Origin of the sequence: Bacillus cereus group sp. N31, assembly GCF_016483245.1 — a bacterium.
In the GTDB taxonomy this organism is placed as follows: Bacteria; Bacillota; Bacilli; order Bacillales; family Bacillaceae_G; genus Bacillus_A; species Bacillus_A toyonensis.
Window position 1 is genome coordinate 30455 of the sequence record NZ_JAEHCH010000009.1, and the last position, 14515, is coordinate 44969.

Here is a 14515-nt window from a genome sequence, read left to right on the forward strand (position 1 = left end):
TCGCCCGTTGTCCTTATTTGGATAGCGGGCGTTTTTTATTTTAAAAGGAGGATTTTTATGGAGAAGTTTAAGTATTCACTACTCGTTTTACTCGGTGCTTGTAGCTACGGCGTGCTTTCAACTATTTTCAAACTCGGATTTATTAACGGATTTTCAGCACATCAACTATTAGGGGGACAATATGTCTTCGGATGGATTGGACTACTTCTGCTCGTTCTTTTCTTTTCACGCCATAAAGTAACAAAAAAGCAATTCTTGTCATTATTAACAGTCGGCACAACAATGAGTATGACTGGTATTTTCTATGCTATTTCTGTAGAAGAACTGCCAGCATCTATCGCTGTCGTTCTACTCTTCCAGTTCACATGGATCGGAGTAGTCATCGAGGCTATTGCAAATCGAACGTTTCCAAGCCGTGAAAAAGTTATATCTATCATCATTTTATTCACTGGTACGTTGTTTGCTGGCGGTGTCTTTGAAGGGCTAGGAGAAGGTTTTTCTACGAAAGGTATTATCTTTGGACTATTAGCTGCTGTCTCTTTTTCATTCTATGTTTTTGCAAGTGGACGCGTTGCTACAGATGTTCCACCTTATACGAAAAGCTTTCTCATGACAACAAGTGCTACCCTTATCGTCTGCCTATTCTTCCCGCCAACCTTTTTAACAGATGGTGCCCTGCAAGCCGGTCTATGGAAATATGCTTTCTTCCTCGGATTATTCGGCGTTGTCGTACCTGTCATTTGTTTTTCAATTGGCGTACCGAAAGTCGGAATAGGACTTGGTACAATATTAGGTGCAGCTGAATTACCAACGGCCATTATCGCTTCTATAACACTTGTACATGAAGTTGTAACGCTTATGCAGTGGATTGGAATTATATTTATATTGTTTGGTATTTTCACTCCTCAGCTCCTTACGTATAGAAAAGAAAACAAACATAATCGTGTGCATAGTGCATAAGAAAAGACCTTTCATTTACTTGAAAGGTCTTTTCTCTCTCGTTCACTTTACCGCTCCATACAGTTTCTCTATCTCATGCTCAATTTTTTTTACATCAATTCGCTCAAATAATGGCTGTACGCTATCAATTTTATTCGGCAACATATTTTGAGGTTCCCAATTTCGTTTAACAATCGACAATGTGTTTCGAACTCTTTCACTTGAAAATGGTAAAAATGGTTCAAGGAGATTTGCAAAATTAGCGATAAGATAAACACAATTATAAATCGTTTCTTCACATGAAACTGGATCATCTTCTCTTTGTTTCCAAGGCTGCTTTTCGTCAAAGTATTTATTTGCAAAACGTACTGCATCAAATATTGTTTCTAGAGCCACTTTAAATTTAGTTTGCTCAATTGATTCTCCTACATTTATATATAATCCTTCTATCTTCTCTTTCAGCTCTACATGAATAGTTCCCTTCGGTACAACGCCATCATAGTACTTTTCAATAAACTTTAATGTCCGATTCACAAAGTTCCCATATGCACCTAACAATTCACTATTATGACTGTAAATAAACTCACGCCACGAAAAATCAGTATCACGATTTTCTGGTGCATTTACTGTTAAAAAGTAACGGATCGAATCTGGATCATAGCTTTCTAATATATCAGGTACCCATACTGCCCAGTTTTTACTTGTCGATAATTTTCTTTTTTCTACCGTTAAATACTCATTTGAAACGATATGACGAGGAATTGCTTCTTCTCCTATTCCAAGTAATACCGCTGGCCAGATGATAGAGTGAAATGGAATATTATCCTTTCCGTGTACATAATACGTTTTCGTTTCTTTATCCCAAAACTCTTGGTCATCTTTCCCTGTTTTTTCAGCCCAATGTTTACTTGCAGAATAATATCCTGTCACTGCTTCAATCCATACGTAAATTTTCTTATCTTCGTATCCTGCCACTGGAATTGGAACCCCGACTGGTAAATCACGCGATACTGCCCTATCTTGCAACCCTTCTTTTACATATCTTTCTGTTAGCTGAATTGCATTGTCACGCCATGTTCCTTTTTGTTTTGCGATTTCTACAGCCTCTTTAATTCGTTGCTGAAATGTATGCAGTGCGAAATAGAAATGCTCTGTTTCCTGTACAGATGGCGTACTACCACATAACTTACATTTCTTTTCTAACAAATCGAGTGGATCTAAAATGGCCGAACAAGCATCACATTGATCTCCTCTTGCTGCTTCATGGCAATGAGGACAAATTCCTTCTACGTAACGATCTGGTAAAAACTGTGTACACGTTTCGCAATATGCTTGTTCCACTGTTTTTTTATAAATATAACCTTCCTCTAATAAACGTAAAAAAACTTTTTGAACTGTTTCATGATGATGCTCGCTATCTGTACGTGTATAGCAATCATAAGTAAAACCAAGGCTACGAAAACATCGCTCAAACTCTTCGTGATACTTATCAGCAATTTCTACCACCGTCACACCTTCTTGTTTTGCTCTAATTGTAATGGGTGTTCCATTACAATCACTTCCTGAAACATACAACACATTCTCACCTTTTGCCCTGTAATAACGTGCTAAAATATCTCCCGGTAACAAACTAGCAATATGCCCAAGATGTAACGAACCATTTGCATACGGCCAAGCGCCTCCAATAAAAATACTCATCCTATATTCCTCCTTTAAAATATAAAAAGCCCCGCCCTTATCTTAAAAAAGATAAGGGCGGGGCTGTATAAACAGTCGCGGTACCACCTTATTTCGCCAATCACTCACATAATTAGCCTTAACAAGTACGGAGCTATATGCTCTTATACTGTGGTTTTGATAACGAGTACCAACTCTCGTCGCCGCCTACTATTATCATTTGATAAGTTCAGGACGAAGCTCAAAGGCCATTGTTCAAATGAATATTCTTGCTTCTTCTCACCTACCGAAGCTCTCTGGAAAGAATGGTTTCATCCTACTTTTCCTTTTCAACGCTTTTACGTATAACACGTATTTTACGATTTAATTATAGAAAAATCAAACTTTATTTAAAAAGAAAAGGAAATCTCCTTCCCCTGCAGAATAACTATACGTTCACAAAAGGAGTGATAACATTGAATCAAAAGCAACTAAGCATGATGAATGAAAAAAGTTGGAATGCAGCTGCTTATGAAGCTTGGACGAATCGCCACGGGGCGCCAGTTGATTATGCGAAAAAAATTATGGAAGAGCCCACACGCGAAGTAGCACATTATTTACCTTACATACAATCTCCAAAAGGAAAACGTATTATTAATTTACTCGGGTCAAAAGGAAACAAAGCCGTCGCTCTTTCCCTATTAGGATCTGACGTAACAGTTGTTGATATTTCAGCGAGTAATGCCAAATATGCAAATGAACTTGCAGAAGCCGCTAGTGTCTCTATCCAATACATCGTCTCTGATGTACTTGATGTAAATCTTTCCGAATCATTTGATGTCGTATTGCTGGAACTTGGTGTACTTCATTACTTTTTAGATTTAAAACCACTCTTTCAAAAGATTGCTAACTTACTTAAACAAGATGGAATGCTTATCCTTCGTGACTATCATCCTGTTTACACTAAATTATTAGGTATAGATCATCCATCATTTCGGGCCAATGGAAATTATTTCGATAAGGAATTGATTGAAGATGATGTTGCTTATAGCATTCTTCTTACAGAATCGCAGAAAGAGGCTTTACCGAAAACAAACATACGCCGCTGGACGTTAGGAGAAATTGTTACAACACTTGCGGAAGAACGTTTTAAAATTGAAAAGCTAGTTGAAGAACACGGATCTCATCAAAGGTGGGTTTTCCCTTCTACTTCACCTGAAGGAATTGAAGAACGTATACCAGGTCTATATACATTAATTGCGACGACATGCAAAAAAGGATCCCTTCACGGATAGGATCCTTTTTGCATGCTTACGCATATAAGTTGAGGTTGGAGATTACCATAATTCTGTAGAATAGGACACAAGATATTTCAACATTTTGTCTCTGACTTACGTCGTCAAAAAGGGGTATGACCAACATAACGAAGAGTAATGTTTTAGTTGATACTGATAATCGTTATCAACTAATTAGAAGTATACATGATGTTATTTCAAATTACAATACCATTTCTAATTTTTATTTATGAATTTTTTGATATACAAATGTATACATTTTAAGAACATTTACTCACATTAATCTGCCATATTCCATTATCTGCTATAATTTTCATGGAACAGATTAATAAATTCTTAATCATGTTTTTATTAATTCCGCTCTAAATATTTATAAATTATAATAAATAGTTTTAAAAGGTAGGGGTAACGATGAAATATGTTAGCATTCGAAAAAAACTACTGTTCACACTCTTAAGCATTTCTTCCTTATTTAGCATTGCTCTTATTGCTATTCTTTCATTTGCGATGCATCAAGCAAGTGAAATCGAAACGTTAAAGAATGATGTATCGAAAAGAGCAACGATTTTAAAAGAACGTGGCGATTGGTTCCAAGCACAGGTCGCTGGTTTACAAGAATATTTACTATCACATGACCAAAAAGGATTGGATAAATTCAACCGAGAAGGAAAAAAACTAGCTGATACTAGGGAGAAAGTAACAAATGATAAAAAACTCCCAGAAGGAATGAAAGAGGCCATTTTAATGGGAGCAAAATGGCGCAGCATCGTAGATAATGAAGTCCTCCCTCTTGCGCGGGAAGGAAAATGGGATGAAGCATCCAAAATTGCTCTTGCTCAAACAGATTATGTAAATGATCTTTTAAGTCGTTTTACTAAATATGCAAATGAAGAAAATGACAAAAGGGACGTATTAATTGCTGACGTAGAGTCTTCTTCATCCCTTATTCAATATATTATTTTCTTCTCACTCATTACATGTACATTAACATCTATTCTATTGGCATGGTGGTTCTCTGGTAAACTCGTTAAACCGATTCGACAAATTGATGCGAAGTTAAAAGAATTAGCTTCTCAAGATGGCGATTTAACCGCTAGATTACACGTAACGAGTAAAGATGAAATTGGTGACATTGCAAATTCCTTTAATCAAATGCTTGCTAACTTACAGCGTATAATAAAGCAAGTTCAACAAACATCAACAAGTGTAAAAGAAGCTTCTGAAAATGTATTTATCGAAACAACTGCTTCTATGGAAAATACCGCAAAAACGAAAGAGACTATGAATGCTCTTGAGCACAATATTCGTTCCCAAGTTTCTAGCATCGAAGAAAGTTCAACCGCGATGGATGATATGGCAACGAGTGTTCAGCGTATTGCAGAAACTGCCTCTTCTGTCGCTAGCCTAGCTGTTACAACTTCTGAAAAAGCAGATGATGGAAATAAAGTCATTGAGAAATCTATTACACAAATGCATACAATTAATGAAGCTGTTAACGCTACATCACAAGTGGTAGAGCGACTCATTACACATACGAATCATATTGATACTGCACTTCAATCTATTTCTAATATTGCCGAGCAGACGAATTTACTCGCTTTAAATGCTTCTATTGAAGCGGCCCGTGCTGGTGAACATGGAAAAGGATTCGCTGTTGTTGCTGATGAAGTACGAAAACTTGCTGAACAATCTCAGCTAGCAGCAACTGATATTAACCATTTACTTCATCAAATTCAAACGGACACAAAAATAGCAAATGACATGATGACACAAGGTCAGTCAGAAGCTTCTGAAGGAATTACAGTCATTCGTACCGCTGGATCTTCATTCTCAGAAATTGTTAATCACATTAACAAAGTATCTACACAAATACAAGAAATGTCTGCAACTGCTGAAGAAATGGCCGCAAGTTCTGAAGAAATGAATGCAGCTTTAAATAATATCGCTTCTATTTCAAATGAAGTTGCTGCCGAAACATCACAAACAGCAACTTCAGCTGGTGACCAAGTAAACAAAATGAGTATCGTTGCTAAAAAATCATCAGAAATGAAAACAATTGTACAAGAACTTGAAGTGCTCGTTTCTCATTTCAAAACAAATGGTTAAAATGAAAATTCCATTTATACTTCTACGAACTCTAAATTGTTAGAAAGAGCGATTTAGAGTCTCTCTTTTTTCACGCTAAAATATCTCTTTCTATCTCCCATTCTGTCTGCTATAATTCCTAAAGGAAAGAGGAAAGCTTTATTCCTACTGGAATAAAGCTTTCTTTCAATTTTTTACATTAATTAATTCTAATACTAAGATTTCACAAAGGAGGCTTTTTATCATATGAATTTTATAGGTATCAGAAAAAAACTAATGTTCATGATGGGAACGATTTGTGCTTTATTCGGCATTGCCTTAGCTTTTATTTTATTCTTTACCATGGATCAGTCTCATAAAGCTGAAACATTACAAAAAGAAATTTCTCCTCTTGCAACAGAATTGAAAGAGCGCGGAGACGCTTATCAAGTACAACTTTCTGCTTTAAGAGGTTATTTACTACAACATGATCAAGTCGAATTAGACAAGTTTAATGAGATGAGTAAACGTCTTGAAGATACAAAAGGGCAACTTCTTTCTAACCCTAACACTTCTCAGTCCGTGAAAAGCACAATGGAATTAGGATCCACTTGGAGAAAGTTCATTGAAGAGAAAGTATTCACTCTTGCAAAAGAACAAAAATGGGAAGAAGCTTTACAAGTAGCTTCTACAGAAAATGGTACTGTTTATAAAGTAATTGGTGATTTCACAAATTACAGTAATGAACAAGCTAAATTACGCGAACAATCTATTGAAAAAATCGATCAATCTTCACTACGAATTGAATATGTTGTCTTCTTATCACTTGTTATTTGTATTGTAACTGCAATTATTCTTGCATGGTGGTTCTCTGGTAAGCTTGTAAAACCAATTCAACAAATTGATATTAAGCTAAAAGAATTAGCCTCTCAAGAAGGCGACTTAACAGCCCGTCTACAAGTAAATAGCAATGATGAAATCGGTGCAATTGCATCATCGTTTAATAAAATGTTAGAAAACCTGCAACATATCATTAATCGTGTTCAAAAAACATCTGTAGAAGTACAAACAGCTTCTGAAAATATGCTAGAAAAGACTAATACATCACGCGAGGCAACAATACGAGTTCAAAGCTCGATGTCCAACTTAAATTCAAGTATTCAATCGCAAACTTCTAGTATGGAAGAAAGCTCAACTGCGATGGATGATATGGCAATAAGCGTTCAACGCATCGCTGAATCTGCTTCATCTGTAGCCGAACTTGCTGTAGCTACATCTGAACATGCTAACGATGGAAGTACTGTTATCCAAAAATCTGTTTCACAAATGACAACGATACATGAAGCTGTAAATGCTACATCAGAAGTAGTCGAACGTCTAATCACCCATACGAAATATATTGATACGGCTGTACAATCTATTTCTAATATCGCTGAGCAAACAAACTTACTTGCTTTAAACGCTTCTATTGAAGCAGCTCGTGCTGGTGAGCAAGGAAAAGGATTTGCTGTCGTAGCTGATGAAGTCCGTAAACTTGCGGAACAATCTAAAACTGCTGCAACAGATATTAACCAATTACTAAATCAAATTCAAAATGATACAGAAACAGCTAGTTCTATGATGTCTAAAGGTCGTTCTGAAGCATTTGAAGGCATTACTGTCGTTCGTGAGGCTGGTACTTCTTTCACAACAATTGTTGAACAAGTAAATAAAGTATCAACTCAAATGCAAGACATATCAGCAACTGCTGAAGAAATGGCTGCAAGCGCTGAAGAAATGAACGCTTCACTTAATAACATCGCTTCTATTTCAAATGAAGTATCTAGTGAAACAGCCGCAACGGCACAATCTGCTGAGCAGAAAGTTATTGTTATGAATGAAATGACAGTAACTGCAAAACAAATGAAACAAACGGTTGAAGAATTAGATCAACTCGTATCTCATTTTAAAACTGAATAGCTCAAAAAAATATTCCTCTTTCAAGAGGAATATTTTTTTGAGCTCATTCCCTGCACATTATACATATATCCGTTATAATGAGAATCGATATCATTAATCTGTAGGGGGTGCTACACATGTCACAACAAGCATTTGAAGAAAAATTATATGCAAACTTAGAAGCTGTTATTGATCCTGAACTAGGTGTTGATATTATCAATCTTGGATTAGTTTATGACGTTACAGCGGATGAAAATAATAATGCTATCATTACAATGACGATGACTTCTATCGGCTGCCCAATGGCTGGTCAAATCGTATCAGACGTTAAAAAAGTACTATCAACGAACGTACCTGAAGTAAACGAAATAGAAGTAAATGTCGTTTGGAATCCACCATGGTCGAAAGAACGTATGTCACGTATGGCGAAAATCGCATTAGGTATTCGCGACTAAATAAAGTGAAACTTTAATCAGCCTACACCAATCCAGCGCTTGCTGGATAAAGAAAGACCTGACATCATAGTCAGGTCTTTTTCTCTTATTATTTAACGCCTACTGCATCATAAGCTTTCGTTACAGCTTGTAACTCTTTAGAGTTTTTACCATATAAATCTTCTGCTGACTGAAGTGCTGCTTGACGCATCATTTTAAAGTCAGAGTTTGCAGTTAAATATTTAGTAAGAGCACGGTAGTAAATTTTTTCTGTCGCTTCACGGCCCACTCCAGTTACTTTCACGCCGTAATGCGTGCCACCGTCAGATACTAAGTACGCAGCTTTATTGTTAATACTACTGTTAATATGAACGCCGCCATTATCAGCTGTTCCAGTATAGCGTTTATTGTAATGATCTGGGTAACCTTCACCTGGTTTTAATGGGTTTGGAATAGATGCTGGATCTTTCAAAGAACGAAGCGCATCACCAGGTTTACCAGGTGTATAAATATCAGCACCTAAATCCCAGCTCTTCTTCTCAACCATGACACCCATAATATCAGATAACGATTCATTTAACGCACCTGATTCATTTTTATAAACAAGATTTGCTGTATGCTCAGTTACAGCATGTGTTAATTCGTGCCCGATAACATCTAGGCCAGCAGATAATGGAATAAATGTCTTGCCATCTCCATCACCATACATCATTTGGATACCGTTCCAAGCTGCGTTATTCCAGCTTTCTCCTACGTGAACAGAGGAAATCAGCTTCGCACCTTTATCATCGAAAGAGTTACGGTTAAATGTCTTTTTGTAGTAATCGTATACTTTCCCTGCATTTACATGCGCATCAACCGCTGCTTTGTCATCAAAGAACTTATTTTTACTTTCTACTTCGACACCTGTATATCCAAACCATTGTGAGAATATGTTAAACCAGTTTTCATCCATATTCTCTGCATCAAACGTATGAACACCTTGTCCACGCTTACCATCAAATAAATGGAATGCTCCTGTCTTCTCATTTTGAGCAATTTCAAATGATTGTCTAGCACCTAATACTCCGTAACCAAATCCTGTAATGTTATCTACAGCATTATATTTCTCAATCACATTTCCATTTGTTGCATCAACAAAGTAATGCCAATAGCCTGGAGCTGGTTTTGAAATCGATGCCTTAACTAAGTATGCAAGATAGTAGTTTCCATCTTTTTCATACACAAATAAATCTTTTTTCACACCATCATAATTCTTTACTTTACCAACTTCTTTTTCAATATCTGCCTTTGCAATTGTTTCTGCTTGTTCTGCACTAATACTTGCAAAGGTAGGAATATTTTTATCCTCTAAATTCGGAATAACTTGTCCGAAGAATGCTTTTACATTATTCTCTTTATCTAGTGTAACAGTTTGGTCTGAACCATACACAGGAATGTTATTATGTTTCTCAACTAACTTCACATGTGTCGTACCAGATTCAGCATCTTTTTCTTCCCCAACGACATTGAAATGTTTATCAATGTTTCCTGCTAATTTAAACATATCTTTCTTACTTTCTAAATATTGAAAGACCGTCTCTTTTTTATCTAGTCCTTCCGGTGCTTTCCATTCTTCACCTATGTATGCAGGTGTTTTAAATTCTTGATGATATTGAATTTTTTGTTCTTCCGCTTTCGTTGTCGTTGCTCCAAACGTTCCAAATCCCCCGGCGATAACAGTTAACGCTAGTGCTGATGAAATGACTTGCTTTTTCACTATAACATTCCCCATTCCCATAAAGATTTTTGACACTTTTATAAAATTCTGAATCTTCACTCTGATACCTCTTTCAAAAATTTGAGAAACATTTTTCAGATAATTCCACGCAAAAAGAGGACACCCTATCAGGTGTCCTCTTTTTTATAAACATTTTGTTATTTTTTTAGCTCAATTGCTAAATAGTGTGATTGCTCTTTCGCTTGAATATGAATATCTTCTTCTACTGCTTCTGCCGCATCGCGCATAACAAGTATCTCACCATTTATCACACTACTTCCTTCAATTTGTACAAGGTACAATTGACGACCTTCTTTCACAGGAAAATGAATTTCTTTTCCAGCCTCTAACGATAAAGAATATAAATTCGCATCTTGGTGAATTTGAATTGGCGCATCACTTTCCACTGGGGAAACCATATGGAACCACTCATTTTCACGTTTACTCCAATCAAATTTAAACTCACCGTAGTTTGGTTTATGATCAGCACGGTCTGGTAAAATCCAAATTTGTAATAAACGCAATGTTTCATTCCCTAAATTATGTTCACTATGAAATACACCAGTACCAGCACTCATATATTGAACATGTCCACGCTCAATTGTTCCTCTATTCCCCATGCTATCTTCATGTGTTAAGGCACCATCTACAACGTAAGAAATGATTTCCATATCGCGGTGCGGATGCATATCAAACCCAGTTTGTGCCGCTACTAAATCATCGTTAATAACACGTAACGCTCCAAAACTCATATTATTTGGATTGTAATAATTAGCAAAGGAAAAATGAAAATGTGTATTTAACCAACCGTGATTTGCTCTACCCATATTTTTATGATCAACTTTTCTAAACATATCCTTCACCTCATATTATCTCGAATTCAAGATTTACTTTAAAATTGTTTCTTACTGTAATTTTTTTAGTAATTTTAATAATTGATTTTGTTCTTCTATATTTAATTTATGAAACTGCTCCGCTTGGAACGTTTCCTGGGGCGGGACGATCTCCTCATATAAAGCTCTTCCCGTTTCTGTTAAAGAAATATATTTCGTAGTACCTTCTTGTTCACGCCCAATCCAGTCCAGCTGCTCCATTTTATTTAAAAGCTGCGTGACATTTCCTTTCGTAACAAATAGCTTCTTCCCAAGCTCTTGCTGCGTTAAACGATTATGTCCTCCAACTTGAGCTAGTACATCAAACTGAGCGGCAGATACATTCCATTTTTTCAAATGCTGATTCGTCTCACGAATACTCTTGTTATAAAAACGTGATAAACGAAACCATAATAGTAGTCCTAATCTATCTTCTGTTTTCATTTCATCACCTCGCTCGTTTCATACTATTAGTTTAGAACTAAACTTTATAGAAGTCAATTACTTATTTTTAGTAAGTAACAAAGAAAGCATAGCGCTATTTCTCCACTATGCTTACATCAATTTTCTATTTTTATATTCATCTAATTTCCTCTCCGCGAACTTCCTCGCATCTTTCTCAATCCATCTCTCTTCATACGATTCACTTCCAACATACAATACTTCTCTCTTATGCTGCATCGCATGGCGAAATTCATGCAGTAGTGTTTTAAGTACTTGCTCATACTCATCCCACATACAAACGAAAATTAATTGTTTTTCTTTATGATAAAAACCACCTACGGGGAATAAAAACTCCTCTTCCTCTTCCCCTAATGATAGAAGTACATGATTTGCATCACACGTATCACAAAAAATAACTGGCGTTTTACATACTTCAATAAGAGAAAATAAATCCTCTCTAATCCTTTTGACATCCCAAGGAAGCTCCGAATCCAACACATACCAATTCTCCACCTGTTGATATACATTTTGAAACTGGAGTTCCATTTCTTTTTATTCCCCTTTCCAAGCTCTCTTTTTCTATATGTATGCCACAATATGGTAAATATTAAACATACTCTTTCCCCCTTTGAAAAATGACAATAAAAAGAACCTATATTAGTATAGGTTCTTTTCCATAATTACTTTTTTTTCATAATTTTTTTTAGTACAAAATAACCAATTGCGCAAACAATAGCAGCAAGTGCAAAATATTTCACATATGGCCCAGCTACTTTATTAATACTTTCCCACTCTGTTCCTAATTTAAAACCTAAATATACAAACACAATTGACCACGGAATAACAGCTAATGTAGTTAGCGTAATAAACTTAGCATGTGACATTTTCGCAATACCCGCTGGTATCGAAATCGCATGACGCACAACAGGAATAAAACGTGCCGTAAAGATAACGCCAGTTCCGTAACGATTAAACCAATCTTCTGCATAATCAATATGCTTCTTCTGAATTAAAATATATTTTCCATATCGCTCAAGAACAGGTCTTCCTCCGTATCGACCAATCCAATAAATAAATAGTTGTGCGATTACACCGCCAATTGTCCCGAACGCAACAGCTCCCCAAAATGTAATGCTTCCTGTTGATACTAAATAGCCTGCATAAGACAATACGATTTCACTCGGAATAACTTCTAACATCAATCCAAGCATAATTCCCCAATAACCAAGTCCTTCTAGAAAAACTAAAACTGAATGAATCAACTCTCCTAACATCATTTACCTCTCTTTACTGTTTTCGTTACCAAAAATAAAAGTACAAGCAGTAAGTATCTTGTACTTTTACTATTTAAAATTTAGTTAGTCTTCGTGTCCCACTTAAAGATTTTATTTAAAAATTTATATACATTCTTTGACTCTTTTGTCAGAAGTGGACCTAAGATGGATAGTATAAGCACGTATAGTGCTGAGAATGGTTTTAACACTGACATTAAACCACCAGCGATACCGATATTAGCCATAATGATGGAGAATTCTCCTCTTGAAACGATTGTTAATCCAATATTTGTAGAAGCTTTATGAGATAATCCAGCTTGTCTTCCTGCAATCATCCCTGCTACAAAGTTACCGATTATCGTAAGAAGTACCGCACCTAGCGTTAACCATATTGCTCCGCCTAACGAGAACGGATCGATACTTAACCCGAAGCTGAAAAAGAAAATTGCTCCGAAAAAGTCTCTAAATGGAACAACAAGATGTTCAATTCGATCACTATGCTCTGTCTCAGAGAAAACTAATCCTAAAAGAAGTGCTCCGATTGCTTCTGCAACGTGAATTGTTTCTGAAAAACCAGCGATGAAGAATAACGAAGCAAATACTACAATAATAAAGATTTCATCTGAACTAATATTGAGCAATTTATTTAATAACGGCGTTGCTTTTCTAGCCACAATAAAGAATAGAAGCATATATCCTAAAGCAATTCCAATTGAAGTAAGAGCACCTAAGAAGGAAGCATGATCCCCAAGTACTAAACCAGAAACGACTGATAAATATACAGCAAGGAATATATCTTCAAACATAATAATTCCTAAAATTAGTTCGGTTTCATTATTACCAGTTCTTCTTAAATCCACTAAGACTTTCGCAACGATGGCACTAGAAGAAATCGTAATAATACCCGCAATAATTAAGATTTCTAGTAATGGGAATCCCATGATAAACCCGTATAATAATCCAAGTGAAAAGTTAATTAGAATATAGATTGTTCCGCCAATCGCAATAGAACGTCCGGATTTAATTAGTTTCTTCATCGAAAATTCTAGCCCTAAATAGAAGAGAAGGAACAGAACACCGATTCTTCCAAGGAAGGATATTACACTTGCACTTTCAATAAATTTGAGATCGATAACACCTATTGTCGGTGCGTGCGGCCCTACTAACATGCCAAGAACAATTAGAAAAGGAATTACTGAGAACTTAAACTTTCCAGCGATTACTGCCGCAATTGCCACTAGAACTAAAGCTGTACCAACTTCAAAAATTAAAGTATCCATCTAGTCAGTCCCCCTATTCGAAAGTAACTCATTAATAATTTTTTTAATTTCTTCTCTCTCACCTGAAACTACAAGCATATCGCCTTCTTCAATTACTGTTTCTGGTCCTGGATTAAATAGCTTTTTCATATTCTTTTTCATAACTGCAATTATCGTTACACTATACGTTTTTCTTATTTCAAGATCACCAATTGTTTTTCCGATTGCTGGAGCTGCATTCTCCACTTTAAACCACTCAATCGCTAAACCTTCAAAGACCATCTCAACATTTTCTAATGCCCTAGGCTTATATACCATCCCACCTAATATTGCTGCAACTTGTCTTGCTTCTGAGTCACGTAATGAAATACTAGAAATACTTTCTTCATGGTCTGAATCAAAATGATACATTTCTCTACGTCCGTCATCATGAATCACAATCACCATTTTTTCGTTACCTTTCGTAACGATTTGAAATTTATACCCAATACCTGGAAGTTCACTTTCTCTAATATTCATATTTAGCTCCTCCTCAACAATTTTATTTTAATATTCTGTTTTTCAGTCTTTTGTTCATCCAA

General features: G+C 36.0%; 13 protein-coding genes and 1 other annotated feature. Of the genes, 5 read left to right on the forward strand and 8 right to left on the reverse strand.

What is annotated here, in order from left to right:
* The first annotated feature begins 57 nt into the window (after positions 1 to 57).
* Positions 58 to 960: an EamA family transporter gene (locus JDS81_RS13350; RefSeq protein WP_097954410.1), complete on the forward strand. Its 903-nt coding sequence runs from the start codon at positions 58 to 60 to the stop codon at positions 958 to 960.
* A 42-nt stretch (positions 961 to 1002) separates the two neighbouring features.
* Here JDS81_RS13350 and metG read toward each other — a convergent pair whose 3' ends face one another.
* The gene (gene metG, locus JDS81_RS13355; protein ID WP_097954409.1) at positions 1003 to 2637 is read right to left on the reverse strand and encodes a methionine--tRNA ligase; all 1635 of its coding nucleotides are present in this window, start codon (positions 2635 to 2637) and stop codon (positions 1003 to 1005) included.
* 50 nt (positions 2638 to 2687) lie between these two features.
* Positions 2688 to 2958 (reverse strand) — a binding site (T-box leader).
* Between metG and JDS81_RS13360 the strand changes: the two genes are divergently transcribed.
* From JDS81_RS13360 to JDS81_RS13375, 4 genes are all read left to right on the forward strand, one after another.
* Positions 2922 to 3890 carry a class I SAM-dependent methyltransferase gene (locus JDS81_RS13360; protein WP_142311361.1) on the forward strand — a complete coding sequence of 323 codons (969 nt, stop codon included), beginning with the start codon at positions 2922 to 2924 and terminating at the stop codon, positions 3888 to 3890. Its footprint overlaps the feature before it by 37 nt.
* 411 nt (positions 3891 to 4301) lie before the next feature.
* Positions 4302 to 5996: a methyl-accepting chemotaxis protein gene (locus JDS81_RS13365; protein WP_097954407.1), complete on the forward strand. Its 1695-nt coding sequence runs from the start codon at positions 4302 to 4304 to the stop codon at positions 5994 to 5996.
* A gap of 225 nt (positions 5997 to 6221) precedes the next feature.
* Entirely contained in the window at positions 6222 to 7913 is a 1692-nt protein-coding gene (locus JDS81_RS13370) for a methyl-accepting chemotaxis protein (protein ID WP_001009246.1), read from the forward strand.
* A 116-nt stretch (positions 7914 to 8029) separates the two neighbouring features.
* On the forward strand, positions 8030 to 8347 hold the full coding sequence (locus tag JDS81_RS13375; RefSeq protein WP_000082520.1) for a metal-sulfur cluster assembly factor: 318 nt from the start codon (positions 8030 to 8032) through the stop codon (positions 8345 to 8347).
* 88 nt (positions 8348 to 8435) lie between these two features.
* On the opposite strand, the gene nprB is transcribed toward JDS81_RS13375, so the two are convergent.
* The 7 genes from nprB to JDS81_RS13410 all read right to left on the reverse strand — a co-directional run bounded on the left by nprB (position 8436) and on the right by JDS81_RS13410 (position 14453).
* Positions 8436 to 10085, reverse strand: coding sequence for a neutral protease NprB (nprB, locus tag JDS81_RS13380; protein WP_000745149.1), 1650 nt, complete (start codon positions 10083 to 10085; stop codon positions 8436 to 8438).
* 158 nt (positions 10086 to 10243) lie between these two features.
* Positions 10244 to 10939 (reverse strand): pirin family protein, encoded by a 696-nt coding sequence (locus tag JDS81_RS13385; protein WP_097954406.1) that lies wholly within the window; start codon positions 10937 to 10939, stop codon positions 10244 to 10246.
* Between the two features lie 51 nt (positions 10940 to 10990).
* Positions 10991 to 11401, reverse strand: coding sequence for a MarR family winged helix-turn-helix transcriptional regulator (locus tag JDS81_RS13390; protein ID WP_000845485.1), 411 nt, complete (start codon positions 11399 to 11401; stop codon positions 10991 to 10993).
* 111 nt (positions 11402 to 11512) lie between these two features.
* Positions 11513 to 11947 carry a DUF3920 family protein gene (locus tag JDS81_RS13395; RefSeq protein ID WP_000422812.1) on the reverse strand — a complete coding sequence of 145 codons (435 nt, stop codon included), beginning with the start codon at positions 11945 to 11947 and terminating at the stop codon, positions 11513 to 11515.
* 134 nt (positions 11948 to 12081) lie between these two features.
* A complete protein-coding gene (uptA, locus tag JDS81_RS13400; RefSeq protein WP_097954405.1) occupies positions 12082 to 12675 on the reverse strand; it encodes an undecaprenyl phosphate transporter UptA in 594 nt (197 codons plus the stop codon).
* Positions 12676 to 12755: 80 nt separating this feature from the next.
* Positions 12756 to 13955: a cation:proton antiporter gene (locus tag JDS81_RS13405; RefSeq protein WP_000380223.1), complete on the reverse strand. Its 1200-nt coding sequence runs from the start codon at positions 13953 to 13955 to the stop codon at positions 12756 to 12758.
* Positions 13956 to 14453 (reverse strand): cation:proton antiporter regulatory subunit, encoded by a 498-nt coding sequence (locus JDS81_RS13410; RefSeq protein WP_001026079.1) that lies wholly within the window; start codon positions 14451 to 14453, stop codon positions 13956 to 13958. It abuts the gene before it with no gap.
* Positions 14454 to 14515 lie beyond the last annotated feature (62 nt).

Coding starts and splice junctions, on each gene's coding strand:
- JDS81_RS13350 (WP_097954410.1), top strand. CDS start 58: ATGGAGAAGTTTAAGTATTCACTACTCGTTTTACTCGGTGCTTGTAGC.
- metG (WP_097954409.1), bottom strand. CDS start 2,637: ATGAGTATTTTTATTGGAGGCGCTTGGCCGTATGCAAATGGTTCGTTA.
- JDS81_RS13360 (WP_142311361.1), top strand. CDS start 2,922: ATGGTTTCATCCTACTTTTCCTTTTCAACGCTTTTACGTATAACACGT.
- JDS81_RS13365 (WP_097954407.1), top strand. CDS start 4,302: ATGAAATATGTTAGCATTCGAAAAAAACTACTGTTCACACTCTTAAGC.
- JDS81_RS13370 (WP_001009246.1), top strand. CDS start 6,222: ATGAATTTTATAGGTATCAGAAAAAAACTAATGTTCATGATGGGAACG.
- JDS81_RS13375 (WP_000082520.1), top strand. CDS start 8,030: ATGTCACAACAAGCATTTGAAGAAAAATTATATGCAAACTTAGAAGCT.
- JDS81_RS13385 (WP_097954406.1), bottom strand. CDS start 10,939: ATGTTTAGAAAAGTTGATCATAAAAATATGGGTAGAGCAAATCACGGT.
- JDS81_RS13390 (WP_000845485.1), bottom strand. CDS start 11,401: ATGAAAACAGAAGATAGATTAGGACTACTATTATGGTTTCGTTTATCA.
- JDS81_RS13395 (WP_000422812.1), bottom strand. CDS start 11,947: ATGGAACTCCAGTTTCAAAATGTATATCAACAGGTGGAGAATTGGTAT.
- uptA (WP_097954405.1), bottom strand. CDS start 12,675: ATGTTAGGAGAGTTGATTCATTCAGTTTTAGTTTTTCTAGAAGGACTT.
- JDS81_RS13405 (WP_000380223.1), bottom strand. CDS start 13,955: ATGGATACTTTAATTTTTGAAGTTGGTACAGCTTTAGTTCTAGTGGCA.
- JDS81_RS13410 (WP_001026079.1), bottom strand. CDS start 14,453: ATGAATATTAGAGAAAGTGAACTTCCAGGTATTGGGTATAAATTTCAA.